Origin of the sequence: Stutzerimonas xanthomarina DSM 18231 (genome assembly GCF_900129835.1) — a bacterium.
Lineage (GTDB): Bacteria > Pseudomonadota > Gammaproteobacteria > Pseudomonadales > Pseudomonadaceae > Stutzerimonas > Stutzerimonas xanthomarina.
This window is the reverse complement of the sequence record NZ_FQXA01000001.1, coordinates 771096-790158: the sequence shown is the minus strand read 5'-3', so window position 1 is coordinate 790158 and position 19063 is coordinate 771096. Positions and strand designations below refer to the sequence as shown.

Genomic DNA, 19063 nt, shown 5'->3' with positions numbered 1-19063 from the left:
GCCGAGACTGAGAAGCGAGAAGCAAAACGAACCGAGGAGATGAAACAGAGAAACATCAAGCCGGGTGTCGAAGTGTTAATTGCGAAGCAGTGGCCGTCAATATACGCAGATAGAGATATAAGTACAGCGTTGTTTATATTTAAGTGAATAAAGACTCAGGGTGAGCCCGCTGATATCCGGCGTAAACGGTTGTTAATGATGACTAATTAATGTCTGGAACCGTTCATCTATCAGCTTTATTCGCATGGCTTGGCCGATACGCACAAGGATCGGCTGAACCAGCACCTTCTGAACTTCCTTGAGCAGTAAAGGCGGTTACGGGCGGTCCCCTGGTCTGGACCGCCCGCGTTTGTATGCGTGGCTGGTCTGGCCTTCGGCTCGTAACGCTCTATACGCCTCATGGCGGTGCACGCACGACAGCGTTACGGTGCGTTTGTTTCAGCTATAGCCAAAGGCTTACACGGATCCCAGTTATTGGCTCTTTAGCGTCGACACGCCTGTGATTAATCTATGCCCACCTCTGAAGCGCAGGACGCGCTCAGGATCAAGGAGGATCGACCATCGCCAGGACGGCAACCGGAAGGATTCGGATGGTTAGAAAAACCCGCTTCGGCGGGTTTTTTGTTGCCTGTGAAAAAGCACGGGCTGGCCTGCCCGCGAGGTTGAAGCCCAACCGTCATTACTCACTGGGGCGGTTTCTCCACAACGGCCACGATCTGCTCGATGAGCCACTGCAAAGCCGCATCCCGCTCCCGCTGAGCGACACTGACGATATCCAGCTGGAAGGTGCCGAGATCGAAGGGCAGATCGAACAGTTGCAGGGGTAGCAGCCCGGCGAAATGCCGAGCGAGCCCGGTCGGGAGTACTGCGGCGAGGTCGCTGCTGGCTACGATGTGGGCGGCCTGCAGGTAGTTGGGGGTGGTGTAGACCACATCCCTGGCAAGATCATGATCCTCCAGCCACTGATCGACCATGCCCCGGGTCTGGCCGCCATGAACCCAGAGATGGCGCAACCGCAAAAACGTAGTCAGGTCGAGATCGCCGTCTATCAACGGATGTTGTTTACGCAGCGCGACCTGCAGCGTTTCGCTGGCCCAGCGGCGGGTGTGGAAACGGGTCGGAACGTCTAAAAACCGGCCGACCGCGAGGTCGATCGCGCCGTTATCCAGCGCCTCCGCTGGCAGGGAAGGGGTCAGGTGCTGGATGCCCAGCTGGATCCCAGGCGCTAGCTTCGCCAGATGGGCCATCAACGGCGGCATGCAGATCAGCTCGACATAGTCGGTCACCGCAATTACGAAGCGCTGGCGGCTGGTAGCGGGATCGAAGAAGTCACCGGCATTGAGCGTGTGCTCAATCTGTTGCAGCGCATCGCGGATCGGCGCTTCCAGGCTCAATGCGCGCGGGGTGGGTTGCATGACCCGGCCCACGCGTACCAGCAGTGGATCATCGAGCAGTTCACGTAAACGATTGAGCGCATTACTCACCGCCGGTTGGCTGAGCGACAGGCGCTCGGCGGCACGGGAGACGTTACGTTCGCGCAGCAGGGCGTCTAGCACGCGGAGTAGATTGAGATCGAAGCTGTAGATATTCATCTAATGAATTTGAATCATCACAAGACTAAATTTCAAAAATAGTACCGTCTTCATCTAAGGTAGGTCTTCTGATTTTTTCTGCCTTGCGACGAGGACTGCTGCAATGAGCCAAGACCGCTTCGATATCCAGACCGCCGCCGTGATCGGCGCCGGCACCATGGGCCGCGGGATCGTCATGAGCCTGGCCAACGCCGGCGTGCAGGTGCTGTGGCTGGACAACAACCCCGAGATGCTGGAACAGGCGCTGGGCGTGGTGGCTGACACCTACGCGCACAACGTGCGCCAGGGTCGCATCGACGAGGCTCAAGCGGCGACGCGACGCGCCTGCATCAGCAAGGCGGCCGATTACCAGGCGCTGGCCGATGTGGATCTGGTGATCGAGGCGGTGTACGAAAACCTCGAACTCAAGCAGAAGATCTTCCGCGAGCTGGACGGCATCGTGAAGCCGAGCGGCATCCTTGCAAGCAACACTTCGGCGCTGGATATCGACGCCATTGCCGCGGTCACCAAGCGCCCCGAGCAGGTTGTGGGTCTGCACTTCTTCAGCCCGGCGCACATCATGAAACTCCTGGAGATCGTCCGCGGCGCGAAGACTTCCAAAGCGGTGCTCGAAGCATCCACCGCGCTCGGCAAGCGCATGGGCAAGGTCAGTGTGGTCGCCGGCAACTGCCCGGGCTTCATCGGCAACCGCATGCTCGCCACCTATGTGCGCGAGGCGCGGATGATGCTGCTCGAAGGCGCCTATCCGCATCAGGTGGACGCCGCGCTGCAGGGCTTCGGTTTCGCCATGGGCCCGTTCCGCATGTACGACGTGGTCGGTATCGACCTGGAGTGGCGCGCCCGTGAACTGTCCGGCAAGGGCCAGGATGAGCCTGAGGTGCAGGTCGACAATCGTCTCTGCGAGCTGGGCCGCTTCGGCCAAAAATCGCGCACGGGCTACTACCGCTATGCCGAGGGCAGCCGCCAGGCCGAGCAGGATCCGGAAGTGGACGCGCTGGTGCAGCGTGAGTCCGAGCGGCTCGGCTATGAGCGTCGCGAGATTGGCAGTGAGGAAATCCTCGAGCGCTGCCTGCTGGCGCTGGTCAATGAGGGCGCGAAGATTCTCGAGGAAGGCATGGCTGAATCCAGCGCCGACATCGACACCGTCTATCTCAATGGCTACGGCTTCCCGGCTGAAGTCGGCGGGCCGATGACCTGGGCCGATCGTCAGGGCCTGCCGGCCATTCGTGATCGCCTGAATGCTCTGGCCGAGCAGCACGGCGAGCACTGGAAGCCTGCCGAGCTGATCGACAGCCTGGCCACCCTTGGCGGCCGCTTCGCCGACCACAAGAAGGAGGCGTGAGCATGGAATACAAGGCCCCCCTGCGTGACATGCGCTTCGTGCTGCACGAGCTGTTCGACGCCACCGGCCATTGCGAGCTGCTCGGCAACGGCCTGGACCGCGAGCTGATCGACGGCGTGCTGGAAGAAGCGGCGCGCTACACCGGCGGCGAGATCGCACCGCTCAATCGCAACAGCGACGAAGAGGGCGTGACCCTGGAAAATGGTGAGGTGCGCACGCCGCAGGGATTCGTCGAGGCCTACAAACAGTACGTCGACAACGGCTGGGCGAGCATGACCGGGCCGACCGAGTACGGTGGTCAGGGCTTCCCGCAGCTGGTCGCCAGCAACTTCCACGAGATGTTGATGGGCGCATCGCTGTCGTTTCGCATCTACTCGGGGCTGACCGAAGGCGCGGTACTGGCCCTGTACAAGCACGGCAGCGAGGAGCTGAAGAACGCTTACTTGGAAAAACTGGTCAGCGGCCGCTGGAGCGGTACCATGTGCCTGACCGAGCCCCAGGCTGGAACTGACCTGGCGTTGCTGCGCACCCGCGCCGAACCCCAGGCGGACGGCAGCTACACCGTCAGCGGCAGCAAGATCTTCATCTCCGGCGGCGAGCACGACATGAGCGAGAACATCGTGCATCTGGTGCTGGCGCGCCTACCGGATGCACCGGCCGGCGTTAAAGGCATCAGCCTGCTGCTGGTGCCCAAGTTCATTGCAAATGCCGACGGCACGCCGGGCGAGCGTAACGCGCTGTCCTGCGGTGCCATCGAGCACAAGATGGGCATCAAGGGCGCGGCCACCTGTGTGATGAACTTCGATGGCGCCACCGGCTGGGTTGTCGGCGAGCCCAACCAGGGCCTGGCGTGCATGTTCACCATGATGAATGACGCGCGTTTCCAGGTTGGGCTGCAGGGCCTCGGGATCGCCGAGCAGGCCTATCAGGGTTCACTGGCCTATGCCCGCGAACGCTTGCAGTCGCGCGGGCTGGCGGGCGCGCAGCACCCGGACAAAGTGGCTGACCCGATCATTGTGCATCCAGACGTGCGGCGCATGCTGCTGACGCAGAAGACGCTGGTCGAAGGCAGCCGCATGCTGGCCGCCTACTGCGCCCGGCAGTTGGACCTCGAACACGGCCATCCCGAGCCGAGTTATCGCAAGGCGGCGAGCAAGCGGGCGGCGCTGCTGATTCCGATCGTCAAAGCGTTCTTCACCGATATGGGCCAGGAAGTCGCCAGCCTCGGCGTGCAGGTCTACGGTGGCCACGGCTATATCCGCGAGTGGGGCATGGAGCAGTTGATGCGCGACAGCCGCATCACCCAGCTCTACGAGGGCACCAACGGCATTCAGGCGCTGGACTACATCCGCCGCAAGCTGCTCGGCGATGGCGGCGCGGAGTTGTCGGCGTTCCAGGCGGAGTTCAGCGAGGTGTGTGATCGCCAGATCGACCGGCCGGCACTGCATGACATGGCCAGCAAGGTGCAGGCGCGGATCGGCGAGTGGCGCGAGCTGAGCGCCGAAATCATTGCCGCGACCGGCCGTGATCCGCAAGAGATCGGTGCGGTGTCGGTGGATTTTCTGCAGTACTCGGCCTATGTCTTGTTGGCGGGCTTGTGGTTGCAGGCGGCGGCGAGGGCGCAGGATGCGCTGGAGCAGGGCAGCGGTGAAGAGGCGTTCTACCAAGCCAAGCTGGCCAGTGCGGATTTCTATCTGCGCCGTGTGCTGCCTCGCGCGAGTGCGCATCGCGAGGCGATTAAGGGTGGGGCTGAATGTTTGATGGCGCTGCCGGAGACGGATTTCGCGTTTTGATTTTGCGCTGGATGAGGGCACCCGCCGTGCATCCTTGTCGTTGTGGCGGGACGCGTAGTCGGGGTTTGCGAGCTTGCTCGCGAAACGAGGCGAGGAACGACAAAAAAACGTAGTTGCGTTCCGTAGAGACCCATACCTATCAAGAGGATCACCATGCATCCGTTCAGCTTTGCCACAACCGCACAATTGATCTGCGAGCCCGGCTCGTCGCGCCGGCTGGCCAGCCTCTGCAAGGAGCGCGGGGCGCGCTCGGTGCTGGTGGTGACCGATCCGGGCATTACCCGCTTTGGCCTGCTCAATGAGGTCTTGCCGGGCTTCGAGACCGAAGGCTTGCAAGTCGCGGTCTACGATCAGGTCATCGCCGATCCGCCAGAGCACATCGTCACGGCTGCGGTGGAGCAGGCCAGATCGCTCAAAGCCGATCTCATCATTGGCTTCGGTGGCGGCAGTTCGATGGACGTCGCCAAGCTGGTGGCTTTGCTGGCGCATCCGGCCTGCGAGCAATCGCTGCAGGACATCTACGGTGTGGGCAACGCCAAGGGCCAGCGCCTGCCGCTGATTCAGGTGCCGACCACCGCTGGCACCGGTTCCGAGGTGACGCAGATCGCGATCATCACCACTGGCGAAACAACCAAGATGGGCGTGGTCTCGCCGTTGCTGCTACCTGATCTGGCGCTGCTCGACGCCGACCTCACGCTCGGTTTGCCCCCGGCGGTCACCGCAGCCACCGGCATCGACGCCATGGTGCACGCCATCGAGGCCTATACCAGTGCATTGAAAAAGAACCCGATGTCGGACCTGCTGGCCCGTGAGGCGCTGCGTCTATTGGCGGCTAACCTCGACGAGGCGGTGCACAACGGCAGCAACCGGGAGGCGCGCCAGGCCATGCTGCTCGGCGCCTGTCTGGCCGGTCAGGCTTTCGCCAACGCGCCAGTGGCGGCCGTGCATGCACTGGCCTACCCGCTGGGTGGCAATTTCCATATCCCGCACGGGCTGTCGAACGCACTGGTGCTGCCGCAGGTGCTGCGCTTCAACGTCAGCGCGGCGACCACGCACTACGGTGAGCTGGCGCCGATCATCCTCGGTGATCGGCTGCGCACGGACGACCCGTCGACCTACGCCGACCAGCTGATCGAGGAATTCGAGCAGATGAGCGCCCGCGTCGGGCTACCGACCCGCCTGCGCGACGCCGGTGTACCGGAGGACATGCTGCCGCAACTCGCCAAGGAAGCGATGCTGCAGCAGCGCCTGTTGGTCAACAATCCGCGCGAAGTCACTGAGGCCGATGCCTTGGCCATCTACCGCGCCGCGTACTGACCCCATGGGCGCGCCGCGTCGCCTGCGGTGCGTCGGTTTGCTCAACAAGGATTACTCGAATGGCCGAACAACCGCAGCACTTGCGTGCCGACTACCGCCACTTCCAGCCCATCACCACGCGCTGGCATGACAATGACATCTACGGCCACGTAAACAACGTCGTCTATTACAGCTACTTCGATAGCGCGGTGAATGCCTATCTGATCGAGCGTGGCGGGCTGGACATTCACGAAGGCGAGGTGGTGGGCTTTGTCGTCAGCTCGTCATGCGATTACTTCGCGTCCATCGCCTTTCCCGATGTGCTGGAAGTCGGCTTACGGGTGGGCAAGCTTGGCAACAGCTCGGTGCAGTACGAGCTGGCCATCTTCAAGGCAGGCGAAGCGCAGGCCTGTGCGGCGGGGCGCTTCGTGCATGTGTTCGTGGACCGCGCCAGCAATCGACCGACGCCGATCCCAGCTGGCTTGCGTCAGGCGCTGGAGGCGTTGGCGGTCGAGGCTGATTGCTGAACGTAGCGAGCGGCTACATCGAGATTGCGAGATAAATGCAGAGACGCTGGCGATAGCGCCCCTGCAGTTGGGCTGCGGATAAGCCCGGCGAACCGGCATCCGGCTCAGCGGTGATGCTTGTGTTTGTGCTTCCAGTGTCCCTTGGCTTTGCCCGGATGGCCGTAGTAGCGGCGGTCGTCACGGTAGCGGCGGTCATTGCGATAGTCGTCATCGTCGCCGTAAGCATTGCCGATCGCGCCGCCGGCGCCGCCACCCACGGCTGCACCAATCAGGCCGCCGGTGCTGCCACCGACGCGCTGGCCGATCACGTTACCGCCCGCTGCGCCAAGGCCGCCGCCGATGGCCGCTTCGGTACGGCTGCGCTTGTCGGCGCCGACCATGCCGCCCGCAGCGCCGCCGACACCGGCCCCGATGGTGGCGCCTGTCGAGCCGCCAAGGTGCTCACCGACGACGGTGCCGAGCGCACCGCCCAATGCACCGCCAACGGCGGCTTCGGTGTTGCTTCCGGCGCAGGCGGCACCGCTCAGCAGGCCCGCGGACAACAGCAGAATCGAGGAATACTTCATGGTGAAACCTCTCAGTGAATGGCGCCGCGATCCTCACGCGCGAAGGCGGTCTTTCGCAAGGCTCTAGCGATGAAAGGTGTGATGTGTTTCGCTTTTCGTAAGTATTTGATTTGGCGGGGGAACTAGCATCAAGCGAGACGGTCTGAATGCGCTTGTGCAGACGCTTTCAGGTGCACTTTCCGGGCATTCCGAAAGTGCTGATCAGACGATAACCGGGCTCGGTTTCGCTGCATGCAGCCGAATCGCGACCGCCTTGGATGTCGGGGTATGGCTGCCGATCCCGACGCTGGTCAGCGGCACCAGCGGGTTGGTTTCCGGGTAATAGGCGGCGGCCTGTCCGGTCGGGATGTCGAAGGCCAGTAGGGTGAAACCCTCCACCCGGCGTGCGACGCCATCATTCCACAGCGACTCGATGTCGACCTTCTGCCCCGGCTCATGGCCCAGCCGGCGAATGTCGTCGATATTGGCGAAGATGACCCGACGCTGTCCCTTCACACCGCGATAGCGATCATCCAGACCGTAGATCGTGGTGTTGTACTGATCGTGCGAGCGCAGGGTCTGCAGGATCAGGTCCGGTTGTCTAGCGCTGTCACGCAGCGCTTCGCCGAACAGGTCGGCCGGCAACGGGTTGGTGATGAAATTGGCGCGGCCACTGGTGGTCTTCCAGCGGCGGCCCGCCGCTGGGTTATCCAGATGAAAGCCACCGGGCTGTCGAATGCGCTCTTCAAAATCGGAGAAGCCGGGGATGATCTCGGCGATCAACTGACGGATGCGCGCGTAGTCCAAGACCAGCGCATGCCAATCCACGGGGCTGGCGCCGAGCGTTGCCTGTGCAATGCCGGCAATGATTGCAGGCTCCGAGCGCATCAATGGCGAAATGGGCTCCAGCTGGCCGTAAGAGGCGTGGATCATGCTGAACGAGTCTTCCACCGTGACGGCCTGCGGGCCGCTGGGCTGATGATCGATATCGGTACGGCCAAGGCACGGCAAGATCAGCGCATCGCGTCCGGTAGTCAGGTGGCTGCGATTGAGCTTGGTGCTGATCTGCACGGTCAGCGCGCAATTGTGCAGCGCCTGATGAGTTCGCCGGCTGTCGGGCGTGGCCTGGGCAAAATTGCCGCCGAGGCCGATAAAAACCTTCGAGCGACCGTCGAGCATCGCCGCGATGGTTTCCACCACGTTGTGCCCGGATTGGCGTGGCACGGCGAAACCAAAGTGCTTTTCCAGTGCATCGAGCAGCGCAGCGGGCGGCCGCTCGTTGATGCCCATGGTGCGGTCGCCTTGCACGTTGCTGTGGCCGCGCACCGGACAGAGCCCGGCGCCCGGCTTGCCCAGGTTGCCGCGTAACAGTTGCAGGTTGGTGATTTCCTGGATCGTCGCAACGGAATGGCGGTGCTGGGTGATGCCCATCGCCCAACAGATGATCACCCGCTCGGCATCACGGAAAATCCGCGCTGCCTGTTCCAGCTCGGCGAGGCCCAGGCCCGACAGTTCCTCGATGGTTTCCCAGCGTGTGGCGTCCAGGGTCGCCAGATAGCTGTCGATACCACGGGTGTGCTGCTCGATAAAGGCATGGTCGAACACGGAGGGATTGCCTTTGGCCTGGGCTTCGCGCTCCCAGAACAGCAGCAGTTTGGCGATGCCACGTATGGCGGCCATGTCGCCGCCCAACGCCGGGCGGAAGAAGGCGGTATTGAGCGGTGCCGAGCCGTTGGCGAGCATTTCCAGCGCGTGTTGCGGATGCTGGAAGCGCTCCAGCCCGCGTTCTTTCAGCGGGTTGAAACACACCACCTGCGCGCCCCGCGCTACCGCTTCGCGCAACGGCTCGAGCATGCGCGGGTGGTTGGTGCCGGGGTTCTGGCCGAGTACGAAGATGGCATCGGCCAGGGCGAAATCCCCGAAGGTAACGCTGCCCTTGCCGACCCCAATACTTTCGCCGAGCGCGACTCCGCTGGCCTCGTGGCACATGTTCGAGCAATCGGGGAAATTGTTGCTGCCGTAAGCACGGACGAACAGCTGATAGAGAAATGCGGCTTCGTTGCTGGTGCGGCCCGAGGTATAGAACTCCGCTTGGTCGGGCTTTTCCAGCGCGTTCAGGTGCTCGGCGATCAAGGCGAAGGCTTCGTCCCAGCCGATGGGAAGATAATGGTCGCTGACCCTGTCGTAGCGCATCGGTTCGGTCAGACGGCCCTGGTACTCGAGCCAGTAGTCGCTCTGTTCGCGCAGCTGGGTAACGCTGTGACGCGCAAAGAAGGCCGCATCGACACGCCGCCTGGTGGCTTCCCAATTCACCGCCTTGGCGCCGTTTTCGCAAAACTTCACCGCGCCGTCGTCCGGCGAATCGCCCCAGGCACAGCCAGGGCAGTCGAACCCGCCGTTCTGGTTGGTCTTCAGCAGGGCACGGATGTTTTTCAGTGGCTGCTTGCTGTCCAGCCAAACGCTGGCGACGCTGCGCAGCGCGCCCCAGCCTGCTGCCGCGCCGGTGTAAGGCCGGTAACGGGGTTTTTCCGGTTGCAGGCTCATCCCTGGGCTTCTTCTGTCTGGCCCGCCGGGCTGAACACCCGCGGCGGGCTACGGTGGGGAATATGAATGAGGTTGAGGTTGTGCTGTTGCGCCCATTGCGCAGCCAGGCCTGTCGGCGAAGAAAAGCTGACCAGCGTGGGAATGCCTGAGCGCTGGACCTTGTGGATCAGCTCCAGGCTGCAGCGGCTGGTGACCACCGCCACGCCGCCAGTGACGTCCTGCCCGGCTCGGCTCAGGGCGCCGATGAGTTTGTCCAGCGCGTTGTGTCGACCGATATCCTCGCGGCCCATGATTATTTGTCCCTGGGCATCGATGAACAAGGCCGCATGCACGGCGCCGCAGCGTTGCGCGAGGGGCTGAAATTCGGCGATACGCTGGCGAAGATCGTTCAGCCAGTGCACGGGGGGCAAAGGCGCGACGGGCATCGCTGGCAGCTGTGGCAGCGCTTGTTCCAGCGCCTCGACGCCGCACAGTCCACAACTGGCGTTGCCGGGTAGCTGTCGGCGTTGCTCCTTGAGCTTCCAGAATGCGCGGCTGGCGATCTCCACCTCGGCGTGGCGGCCTTGGCCGGCGCCGCTCATGCGTATGTCATAGATGTCAGCTGTGCTTTCAACGATTCCGGCGCCAAGGCTGAAGCCGACGACAAAATCTTCGAGGTCCGCCGGGGTGACCATCATCACTGCCTGGCTGAGCCCGTTATAGGCAATCGCCAGGGCACATTCCTCGGCCAGCTCCACCGGCTCTAACCGCGGCTCGTTGACCGCCTGGAAGTGGTAACGACCACTGGCGTCGGTTGGCGCTTCGATCAGTGATTGAAGAGGGCGGCGTGACGCAGTCATGGGCAGGCTCGACAGATCTTGCGGACAGGTTCCCAGTGACTGTGCGCGGCTGTGGCTGGATTTTCAATGTTCTTGCGACACGCGCCGATTGTCAGTACGACAGACTCAGCCGGGCGGCGTGTCTGCGAGCATGTCGCGTATGCGCGTTGCCAGATCATCGATAGCGAACGGCTTGCTGATCATGTCCATGCCAGCATCGAGAAACCCGCTGCTGATCGCCTGTTCCGCATAGCCCGTCATGAATAGCACACGCAGGCCAGGGCGGTGCTCGCGTGCGATGTCTGCCAGCTGCCTGCCGTTCATGCCCGGCAGACCGACGTCGGATACCAGCAGGTCGATGCGCTCGCTGCTCTGCAAAATATTCACTGCAGCGTTGCCTTCGGCAGCTTCCAGTGTGCGATAGCCGAGCATCGTCAGTACGTCCAACACCAGCAGGCGCACAGCCGGATCATCCTCGACCACCAGCACGGCCTCGCCATGCACCGCTTCGCCACGCAGGGCTTGCTCCGGCAGGTCGCCATTGAGACTGGGCTGGGTGTCCGCCAGCTGCGTCTCCAGAGAATGGTGGGCGGGCAGGTACAGGATGACTTCGGTGCCGTTTCCGGGCTCGCTGCGCAGCTGAACATGACCACCAGCCTGTCGGGCGAATCCGTAGATCATGGAGAGCCCGAGGCCGGTGCCTTGGCCGATGGGTTTGGTCGTGAAAAAGGGCTCGAACGCGGCAGCCAGTACCTTGGGTGTCATTCCGCAACCACTGTCGATCACGCTTAGGGTGACGTAGCGACCAGGCGCCAGCTCGCCGATTTCGCCGTGCTGCAGTGTCACGTTGGCGGTCGCCATGTACAGGCTGCCACCCTTGGGCATCGCGTCGCGGGCGTTGATCACCAGATTGAGCAGGGCACTCTCCAGTTGGTTCTCGTCGCTGTTGGCCGGCCACAGGTCCGGCTGCAACAGCGCGTCGACCATGATGTGGCTGCCCAATGTCCGTACGATCAGGTCGCGCATCGACTCTACAAGCTCATTGAGGTCGACGCGCTTGAGGTTGAGCGGCTGCCGTCGGGCGAATGCCAGCAGCCGGTGGGTCAGCGCTGCGGCGCGGTTTGCCGAGGTTACGGCGGCATCGATGAAACGCTGCGTCTCGCCATGACGGCCTGACTGGTTGTACCGCTGGATCAGATCCAGGCCGCCGATGATACCGGTCAGCATGTTGTTGAAGTCGTGCGCAATGCCGCCGGTGAGCTGGCCAACGGCATCCATCTTCTGAGCCTGGCGCAGCGCTTCCTGTGCCTGCTCGCGGCTGCTCATCTCGGTCAGCAGGCGCTCGTAGACCTCGGCCAGCGCGGTGGTGCGCTCCTGAATTCGGCTTTCGAGCGTATCGTTGAGCTCGCGCAGCGCCTGTTCTGCCTCCCAGCGCTCGGTGACATCCTGAGCCAACACCACGAAGCCCCGTACATCACCGTTGTCGTCACGACTCGGCAAGTAGTGCATGAGCGACTGTCGCAGGCGGCCATCCTGATGCGGCATGAAGGCCTCGAAAGTCACGTCTTCGCCGGCGAGTGCCCTGGCTATCTCGTTGGTCCGTGCATCGACCGCCGGCTTGCCAACCACATCCTCCAGATGCTTGCCGTATAGCCAGGCGGGGGGATGGCCGAACCACTCTTCGTAGTGACGATTGTTGTAGCGGTAACGCAAGTCCTTATCCACGAAGCCGATGAGCACTGGCAGCGCGTCGGTTATCAAGTTCATCTCGACTTCGCTGCATCGAAGCGCTTCGTCTTTGCTGGGCCGTAAACACAGCAGCTGGCCCGCAATGCGGTCGCCTTCGCGAATGGGGCTGATCGCCAAGTCGAACCCCGGATAGGCCCCGTACAGGCCGCTTCCTGGAAGGTGCTGATGACGAAGCAGGCAGGCTTCGTCACGGCTGACTTGCCGGTAGGCATCCAGCATTGCCGGCATGCCTAACGCGCTTGGGTGGTGATCCCCAATTGCAGCGGCATGTGCGTCGTTGTACAGCTGCACGCCGGCTTCGCCCCACAGGATGCACATCGGCAGCGGCGCCTCGAGCAAGGTGTCGAGCAATACACGCAGGGTCGTCGGCCAGTGCTCGATCGGGCCCAGCGCCGTTGCGCTCCAGTCGTGCCGGCTGATCAGTCGGCCCATTTCGCTGCGTTCGAAAGGCCAGAATCCTGCGTCTACAGCCATAGTTCATCCATTTGGGCGAGCCGGGTGCGTTTTACCCGCATCGCACTTAAGCGTCATTCATGTGCACGGAGGGCAGCGGTAGCGTCGATTGCCGCTTCATCATCAGCACGCCATCTCTTGTAAGGCGGTTACACCTGCGCCTGAGCTAAGTAAGCCCGACTGTTTCGGTCAAAACGAGAAACCCTGCAGGTTGCGTATCAACTCGAGGTAGTCGTCGACCGCGGTGAATTCTTCAGTGTTCTTCCTGCCTCGGCGACTGTCCGGTTCGCTGATCGCCAATAAATGGGCAATGCCGTAAGCCCGGGCACTACGCAGGACGGGTAGGCTGTCGTCGATGAACAGCGCGGTCGTCGGATCGAAATCCAGATCCGTTTTCAGTGCGTGCCAGAACTGCGCCTGCTCCTTGGGAAAGCCATAGTCATGAGAACTGATCAGACGATCGAACCAGGGTGCCAGTTCGATGCGTTCGAGTTTCAGCGATAGCGAATCGCGGTGCGCATTGGTGATCAGCACCACACGCTTGCCGGCGTGGCGCAGGGCGGCGAGAAATTCGTCGGCGGCCGGGCGCAAAGCGATCAGGTCGGCAATCTCACGCTTCATCTCGCGAATCGGCAGGTTCAGCTCGCGGGTCCAGAAGTCCAGGCAGTACCAGGTGAGCTTGCCCTCGTGTTCGTTGAACAGCGGAGCCAGCTCTAGCTCGGCCATTGCGCGGCTGATGCCGTGCCGCTCGGCGTAGCGCTGCGGCAGCAGGTCGAGCCAGAAATGGTTGTCGAAATGCAGATCCAGCAGGGTGCCGTCCATGTCCAGCAGGACGGTGTCGATCTCGGACCAGGGCAGTGAAGCGATCATGGCGGGCTCTTGTTCGGCGGTTGGCACCAATGGTGCGACAGCGGTCGGCTCGATGCAAAGCGTTCGCGGCGATCACAAAAAGCCGGGTTATGATTGGCCTTCGCGTTCCAAGGATATCCCCATGCGCCAGAAACCTACCGTACTTGCCCGTGAGATCGTCGCCAGCAGCCGCCTGTTCCGTGTCGAGGAGCTGCAGCTGCGGTTTTCCAACGGCGTGGAGCGTACCTACGAGCGGCTGGTCGGCAGGGGGACCGGTTATGGCGCGGTGATGATCGTTGCGTTGGAAGCCGACGGGCGGGCCTTGCTGGTCGAAGAATACTGCGGCGGTACCGACACCTATGAGTTGTCACTGCCCAAGGGGCTGATCGAGCCGGGTGAAGATGTACTCGACGCAGCCAACCGTGAATTGAAAGAAGAGGCCGGCTTCGGTGCCCGTAGCCTGGAGCTGCTCACCGAGCTGTCGCTGTCGCCGGGCTATATGAGCCAGAAGATCCAGGTGGTGTTGGCGCGCGACCTCTACCCCGAACAGTTGCCGGGAGACGAGCCGGAACCGATGCGCGTCGATCGGGTGGATCTGCGCGAACTGTCCAGCCTGATCCAGAATCCGCAGTTCAGCGAGGGACGTGCCCTCGCAGCGCTCTACCTGGCGCGCGATCTGCTCAGCCAGCGCGGGGAGCTCGTTCAATGAGCCATCCCTATCTGGCAGCCGTCATCGACCTGGTCCGCGCCGCGGGCGAGGCTATCCTGCCGCACTGGCGCAACGATGTGCAGGTGCATGAGAAGACCGATGCCTCGCCCGTCACTGCTGCTGATATGGCGGCGCATCACCTGCTGGCCGATGGCTTGCGCGCTCTGGATCCCAGCATCCCGGTGCTGTCCGAGGAGGACTGCGGGCTGAGCCTCGCCGAGCGCGCGGGCTGGACGCGCTGGTGGCTGGTCGATCCGCTGGATGGCACCAAGGAATTCATTGCCGGAAGTGCAGAGTTCACCGTCAATGTCGCTTTGGTTGAGCAGGGGCGAGTGCTGTTCGGTGTGGTCGGAGTGCCGGCCGATGGTCGCTGCTATTACGGCGGAACCGGATTTGGTGCCTGGCGTACTGACTCCGATGGTGCGGCGCAGCCCTTGCGGGCGCGGCTTCAGGCGGAGGGCGGCTTCACCGTTGTTGCCAGCCGGCGCCACTCGAGCCCAGCGCAGGAACGTTTGCTGTATGGCTTGCGGCAGCGTTTTGGTGAGCTGGCATTGGCCAGTGTCGGCAGCTCGCTGAAGTTCTGTCTGTTAGCCGAGGGGGCCGCCGACTGTTACCCGCGGCTGGCGCCGACTTCGCAGTGGGACACGGCGGCCGCTCAGGGAGTACTTGAAGGTGCCGGCGGCGAGGTGTTGAGCACCAGTGGGGATGCCCTGACCTACGAAGCGCGGGAAAGCTATCTCAACCCGTCGTTTCTTGCGTTGCCACGAGACGTGGAATGGCGCGCCGCACTGATCGAGCTAGCAAGCAAGCAGGCATAGTGCTGCACGCGCAGATTCGGCTCGGGCTGTCAGTAGTCAGCGGGCCTCCGTAGCGGCCGTGGTAGGATTTCCTGCTGTGACCAAACCGAGCGCCTGAGTCGGAACGCTGGAGCTGCGCTGTGTCGAGAAACCCAACCGGGATACGCCAATGGATCTGGCGCGCCTTCGTTCAGACTGCGCTGATCCCACTGGTGCTGGTCGAGGTCGTGCTGATCGCGGCCTACCTGCTGACCAACAGCGCCATCCGCGATGCGCAAATCGAGCACCTGCGCGAAACGGCACTCTCCGAATTGCGGACAGCGGCTGCTCGTGAGTCGCGGGTCATCAGCCAGCAGCTGCAGGAGGTCGCGAAAGCGACCACGCTGTTTCGTAACTTCACCGTCGACGCGCTGGAGGATGACAGCCCCGCAGCGCCGGTGCCGCTTGAGCTCAACGCCGATGGGGTTCGCTATAGCCCGCGCGATCTGGGCGGTGCCGCCAGCTTTTACTCCGGGCTTACACCGCCAGAGCGCCACGATCTGCAAAAGGTTGCCAGGCTTCATCGCCTCGACCCGCTGATGAAGGCGCTGCACACCAGCAACCCATTGATCGCCAGCCTGTATTTCAACAGCTGGGACAGTTACAACCATATCTATCCCTGGTTCGATACCGCGCAGCAGTACCCCTCGGACATGAACATCCCCAGCTACAGCTTTTTCTACCTCGCCAACGCCTGGCAAAACCCGGCGCGTGCTGTGGTCTGGACTGATGTGTACCTCGATCCGGCCGGGCAGGGCTGGATGATGTCGGCCGTGGCGCCGGTTTACCGAGGTGGCATGCTCGAAGGCGTCAGCGGTATCGACATCACGGTGAGCAGCATCCTGGACAAGATCAGCCGTCTGCGGGTGCCCTGGGGTGGCTATGCGCTGCTGGTCAGTCGCGACCTGAGCATCATGGCACTGCCCGAATCGGGCGAACGGGAATTCGGACTCAACGAGCTGACCGAGCACTACTACGACGACGCGGTGCGCCGGGAGACGCTCAAGCCTGAAGATTTCCGCCTCTATCGCCATGGCCAGACCCGCGAACTGGCCAAGGCGGTCGCTACCCGGAATGAAGGGGTCATGGGCCTGGAGCTCAATGGCCAGCAGCGGCTGGTCGCCTGGGCAACGGTGCCGCAAACCGGCTGGCACCTGCTGGCAGTGGTCGACGAAACCGAAGTCTTCAGCCAGACCAATGCACTGGCCAGCCACTTTCGACAGATCGGCTATCTGCTGATCGCCGGGCTGGTGCTGTTCTACCTGCTCTTTTTCGCCTACATGTGGCTGCGTGCGCGGCAGCTCAGCCAGCCACTGCTCAAACCGATCGCGGGTATTTCGCAGATGATGGGGCAGATCGGGCTCGGTCGCTGGCAGCCTGAAGCCGTCTCGTCAGAGATCCGCGAGCTGGATGATCTGGCGCAGCATACCCAGGCCATTGGCGCCCAGCTGGAAGATAGCGAGGCCCAGCGTACGAAGATGCAGGAGCGTCTTGAGCTGGTACTCGAAAGCGCCACGGAAAGCCTTTGGGAAAACGACATGCGCCGCGGCGTGATGCAGCTTCGTGGGCGCCTGCCGGCGCGCTTCGGGTTGCCTTCGGTGCAGCTGAGCGAGGCTCAGTTTCTGCAGCGTATCCATCCGCTGGACGTCGCTCAGGTACGTGCCGAACTGGATCGGATGCGTGGCGGCCAGGCGTTGCGTTATGAAAGCGAGTACCGCTTTGCCGACGGACTTGGTGAATATCACTGGCTGCTCAGTCGCGGTCGGGTGCTGGAGCGTGACCCTCAAACAGGTGAAACGATCCTGGTGGCCGGCACCCATGTGGATATCGATGCCATCAAGCGGGTCGAGGACGATCTGCGTCAGGCCATCCAGCAGGCGCATGCGGCCAACGAGGCCAAAACCCATCTGATATCCAGCATCAGCCATGAACTGCGTACCCCGCTCAATGCCATCCTTGGATTCGCCCAGCTGATGCGCATGGACTGCTCGCCGGAGGCGCAGCCGGAAGCCGCGGATTATCTCGATGAAATCCTGCTGGCCAGCCGGCATCTGAACCAGTTGCTCAGTGACATCCTCGACTGGTCGAGCCTGCAGGCCGAGCGGCCGCAGCTGACACTCAAAACCGTCGAAGTCACTACCTTGATGCATGAGTGTGCCGAGCTGGTGGCGCTTGATGTGCAGCGCCACGGGCTGCGGCTGGAGTTTGATCTGCCGCCCGGGCCCGTCGAGGTGCAGGCCGAGCCGCGTCGGCTGCGTCAGGTGCTGCTCAATCTGCTGTCCAACGCAATCAAGTACAACAAGCCAGAGGGGCGAATTGTGCTGCAAATCGAGACGGTCGCCGGGCAGGTCAGGCTGATGGTCGAGGACACCGGTCTGGGAATCGATGAAAGCTTGCAGGCGCAGCTGTTCGAGCCGTTTCGCCGGCTTGGCCGCGAAAGCTCGAACATTCAGGGCGCGGGCATCGGCCTTTCGCTGTGCCTGGAGTACGCCAAGCTCATGGGCGGAAGTATCGGGGTGAAGAGCGCGCCCGGGACCGGCAGCCGCTTCTGGATTGCACTGCCTTCGGTCGGTACGCACAGCGCCCAGCCGCTTCGTCAGCGTCCTAGGATCGTTTATGTCGAAGATGACCCGGCCTGCCAACTGCTGGTGCGCAAGGCGCTGGCTGATCTGGCTGATGTCAGTGTAATCGGCAATGGGCGGATGGCCTTGGAGCACCTGCTGGCCGACCCGCCGGAATTGCTGCTGCTGGATATCGATCTGCCGGAACTGGGCGGCGCGCAGCTGTTGCGTGTGTTGCGCCAGGCTCCCGGCACGCGATGGCTGCCGGTGATCGCGCTGAGTGAAGCAACCGAGATGGAGAACGGGCTCGACTTCCAGGGTTGGCTGAGCAAGCCGCTGGACCTCGACGAGCTGCGCCAGCGGGTCCGCGAGTGTCTCCAGGAGCTCGATTTCAGCCCGAGCTGCATTGCGCGCTAATCGACGCGTTCACCGCAGAGGTCGAGGGCAAACCAGTGTTCAACCTCGGTTTGCGATAGCCCGACACCGAGCAGGGCGAACAACTTGCCCAGCGCGGCCTCACGGGTCATGCCGCCGCCTGACCTCAGTCCGTTGGCTTCCAGCTTGCTGCCCGCAGCGTAGATGCCGAACTCGACGTGGCCCTGCGGGCACTGGCTGATTGCGGCCAGGACGACGCCGCGTTGATGGGCGTCCTGCAAAGCTTTCAGCAGATCGGCATCATCGGCAGGGCCGGTGCCGCTGCCATAACACTCGAACAGCACGCCTTGTACGCCGCTGGACAACAGAGCATGCACCTGCGCCGCCTGGATGCCTGGATACAGCGGTAGCACCGCCAGGTTCACCTGCTGACGTGGGTGGCGATAGTCGAGCGCTGCGGGAATGCTGGGTGCGCGTTGGCCCTGACGCAGGCGCGGCAGCACGCCGAACGCATCGAGGCTGGCGGTGCCCAGTTTGCTGACCCGCGCAGCGTGCATCAATTTGCCGGCGAAGTAGAGGTGCACACCCGGCTCGACGCCCGTGTGCAGCGCCTGCATCGCACCGAACAGATTGTTCCAGGCATCGCTACCGGGTGCGCCGGCCGGCAACATCGCACCGGTCAGCACCACCGGCACCTCTAAACCCAGTAGCAAGAAGCTCAAGGCAGCAGCGCTGTAGGCGAGGGTATCGGTGCCATGCAGGACCAGCACGGCGTCGCAGTTGTCCTGCTCGACGCCCGCCCGAATGGCCTCGACCATCGCCAGCCAGTGGGTCTGGTTCATGTTGGCGCTGTCTATGGGTGGCAGCAGTTCGCGGAACTGCCAGTCCGGCACGGTCAGCCCGGGCTGCTTATCCTGCTGTTCGCGCAATCGGCTGGCGAAGCCGGACGCAGGCATCAGCCCTTCGGCGCTCTGTTGCATGCCAATGGTGCCGCCGGTGTACAGCACCAGGGTGTTTCTGGAAGCCGGCATAGGGGTCTCCTAATGAAAACAGGGGCCAGCGGCCCCTGTTCAA

The 19063-nt window shown here is 62.8% G+C and carries 14 protein-coding genes; 7 read left to right on the top strand and 7 right to left on the bottom strand.

Annotated elements, in window-relative coordinates; translation table 11 throughout:
* Window positions 1–683: 683 nt before the first annotated feature.
* Window positions 684–1592, bottom strand: a complete 909-nt coding sequence (locus BUE09_RS03550) for a LysR family transcriptional regulator (protein ID WP_073299306.1) — start codon at window positions 1590–1592, stop codon at window positions 684–686.
* 103 nt (window positions 1593–1695) lie between these two features.
* Here BUE09_RS03550 and BUE09_RS03545 point away from each other — a divergent pair, with 103 nt between their 5' ends.
* The 4 genes from BUE09_RS03545 (at window position 1696) to BUE09_RS03530 (ending at window position 6550) form a co-directional block, all read left to right on the top strand.
* Complete coding sequence (locus tag BUE09_RS03545) at window positions 1696–2934, top strand: 3-hydroxyacyl-CoA dehydrogenase (RefSeq protein WP_073299305.1); 1239 nt, start codon at window positions 1696–1698, stop codon at window positions 2932–2934.
* 2 nt (window positions 2935–2936) lie between these two features.
* The gene (locus BUE09_RS03540; RefSeq protein ID WP_073299304.1) at window positions 2937–4727 is read left to right on the top strand and encodes an acyl-CoA dehydrogenase C-terminal domain-containing protein; all 1791 of its coding nucleotides are present in this window, start codon (window positions 2937–2939) and stop codon (window positions 4725–4727) included.
* A 153-nt stretch (window positions 4728–4880) separates the two neighbouring features.
* Window positions 4881–6044, top strand: a complete 1164-nt coding sequence (locus BUE09_RS03535; protein ID WP_073299303.1) for an iron-containing alcohol dehydrogenase — start codon at window positions 4881–4883, stop codon at window positions 6042–6044.
* A 59-nt stretch (window positions 6045–6103) separates the two neighbouring features.
* Window positions 6104–6550 carry an acyl-CoA thioesterase gene (locus BUE09_RS03530; protein WP_073299302.1) on the top strand — a complete coding sequence of 149 codons (447 nt, stop codon included), beginning with the start codon at window positions 6104–6106 and terminating at the stop codon, window positions 6548–6550.
* Window positions 6551–6654: 104 nt separating this feature from the next.
* On the opposite strand, the gene BUE09_RS03525 is transcribed toward BUE09_RS03530, so the two are convergent.
* From BUE09_RS03525 to yrfG, 5 genes are all read right to left on the bottom strand, one after another.
* Window positions 6655–7116, bottom strand: a complete 462-nt coding sequence (locus BUE09_RS03525) for a YMGG-like glycine zipper-containing protein (protein WP_073299301.1) — start codon at window positions 7114–7116, stop codon at window positions 6655–6657.
* Between the two features lie 201 nt (window positions 7117–7317).
* Window positions 7318–9639: an FdhF/YdeP family oxidoreductase gene (locus tag BUE09_RS03520; protein ID WP_073299300.1), complete on the bottom strand. Its 2322-nt coding sequence runs from the start codon at window positions 9637–9639 to the stop codon at window positions 7318–7320.
* A complete protein-coding gene (gene fdhD, locus BUE09_RS03515; protein WP_073299299.1) occupies window positions 9636–10478 on the bottom strand; it encodes a formate dehydrogenase accessory sulfurtransferase FdhD in 843 nt (280 codons plus the stop codon). Before fdhD ends, BUE09_RS03520 begins: the two co-directional genes overlap by 4 nt.
* 105 nt (window positions 10479–10583) lie before the next feature.
* Window positions 10584–12680: a PAS domain-containing protein gene (locus tag BUE09_RS03510; protein ID WP_073299298.1), complete on the bottom strand. Its 2097-nt coding sequence runs from the start codon at window positions 12678–12680 to the stop codon at window positions 10584–10586.
* A 168-nt stretch (window positions 12681–12848) separates the two neighbouring features.
* Window positions 12849–13529, bottom strand: a complete 681-nt coding sequence (gene yrfG, locus BUE09_RS03505) for a GMP/IMP nucleotidase (RefSeq protein ID WP_073299297.1) — start codon at window positions 13527–13529, stop codon at window positions 12849–12851.
* A gap of 121 nt (window positions 13530–13650) precedes the next feature.
* On the opposite strand from yrfG, the gene nudE reads away from it, so the two are divergent.
* From nudE to BUE09_RS03490, 3 genes are all read left to right on the top strand, one after another.
* Window positions 13651–14217 (top strand): ADP compounds hydrolase NudE, encoded by a 567-nt coding sequence (gene nudE, locus BUE09_RS03500; protein WP_073299492.1) that lies wholly within the window; start codon window positions 13651–13653, stop codon window positions 14215–14217.
* A complete protein-coding gene (cysQ, locus tag BUE09_RS03495) occupies window positions 14214–15035 on the top strand; it encodes a 3'(2'),5'-bisphosphate nucleotidase CysQ (RefSeq protein WP_073299296.1) in 822 nt (273 codons plus the stop codon). The genes nudE and cysQ overlap by 4 nt, the downstream gene beginning before the upstream one ends.
* Window positions 15036–15154: 119 nt before the next feature.
* Window positions 15155–18031 carry a hybrid sensor histidine kinase/response regulator gene (locus BUE09_RS03490; RefSeq protein ID WP_073299295.1) on the top strand — a complete coding sequence of 959 codons (2877 nt, stop codon included), beginning with the start codon at window positions 15155–15157 and terminating at the stop codon, window positions 18029–18031.
* On the opposite strand, the gene BUE09_RS03485 is transcribed toward BUE09_RS03490, so the two are convergent.
* Window positions 18028–19020: an asparaginase gene (locus tag BUE09_RS03485; RefSeq protein ID WP_073299294.1), complete on the bottom strand. Its 993-nt coding sequence runs from the start codon at window positions 19018–19020 to the stop codon at window positions 18028–18030. The genes BUE09_RS03490 and BUE09_RS03485 overlap by 4 nt on opposite strands.
* Window positions 19021–19063: the final 43 nt, after the last annotated feature.

Excerpts from the sequence above, each read along its gene's own strand:
- BUE09_RS03530 (WP_073299302.1), top strand. The coding sequence starts at position 6,104 with ATGGCCGAACAACCGCAGCACTTGCGTGCCGACTACCGCCACTTCCAG.
- BUE09_RS03535 (WP_073299303.1), top strand. The coding sequence starts at position 4,881 with ATGCATCCGTTCAGCTTTGCCACAACCGCACAATTGATCTGCGAGCCC.
- cysQ (WP_073299296.1), top strand. The coding sequence starts at position 14,214 with ATGAGCCATCCCTATCTGGCAGCCGTCATCGACCTGGTCCGCGCCGCG.
- BUE09_RS03510 (WP_073299298.1), bottom strand. The coding sequence starts at position 12,680 with ATGGCTGTAGACGCAGGATTCTGGCCTTTCGAACGCAGCGAAATGGGC.
- BUE09_RS03485 (WP_073299294.1), bottom strand. The coding sequence starts at position 19,020 with ATGCCGGCTTCCAGAAACACCCTGGTGCTGTACACCGGCGGCACCATT.
- fdhD (WP_073299299.1), bottom strand. The coding sequence starts at position 10,478 with ATGACTGCGTCACGCCGCCCTCTTCAATCACTGATCGAAGCGCCAACC.
- nudE (WP_073299492.1), top strand. The coding sequence starts at position 13,651 with ATGCGCCAGAAACCTACCGTACTTGCCCGTGAGATCGTCGCCAGCAGC.
- BUE09_RS03550 (WP_073299306.1), bottom strand. The coding sequence starts at position 1,592 with ATGAATATCTACAGCTTCGATCTCAATCTACTCCGCGTGCTAGACGCC.
- BUE09_RS03525 (WP_073299301.1), bottom strand. The coding sequence starts at position 7,116 with ATGAAGTATTCCTCGATTCTGCTGTTGTCCGCGGGCCTGCTGAGCGGT.
- yrfG (WP_073299297.1), bottom strand. The coding sequence starts at position 13,529 with ATGATCGCTTCACTGCCCTGGTCCGAGATCGACACCGTCCTGCTGGAC.
- BUE09_RS03545 (WP_073299305.1), top strand. The coding sequence starts at position 1,696 with ATGAGCCAAGACCGCTTCGATATCCAGACCGCCGCCGTGATCGGCGCC.
- BUE09_RS03540 (WP_073299304.1), top strand. The coding sequence starts at position 2,937 with ATGGAATACAAGGCCCCCCTGCGTGACATGCGCTTCGTGCTGCACGAG.
- BUE09_RS03520 (WP_073299300.1), bottom strand. The coding sequence starts at position 9,639 with ATGAGCCTGCAACCGGAAAAACCCCGTTACCGGCCTTACACCGGCGCG.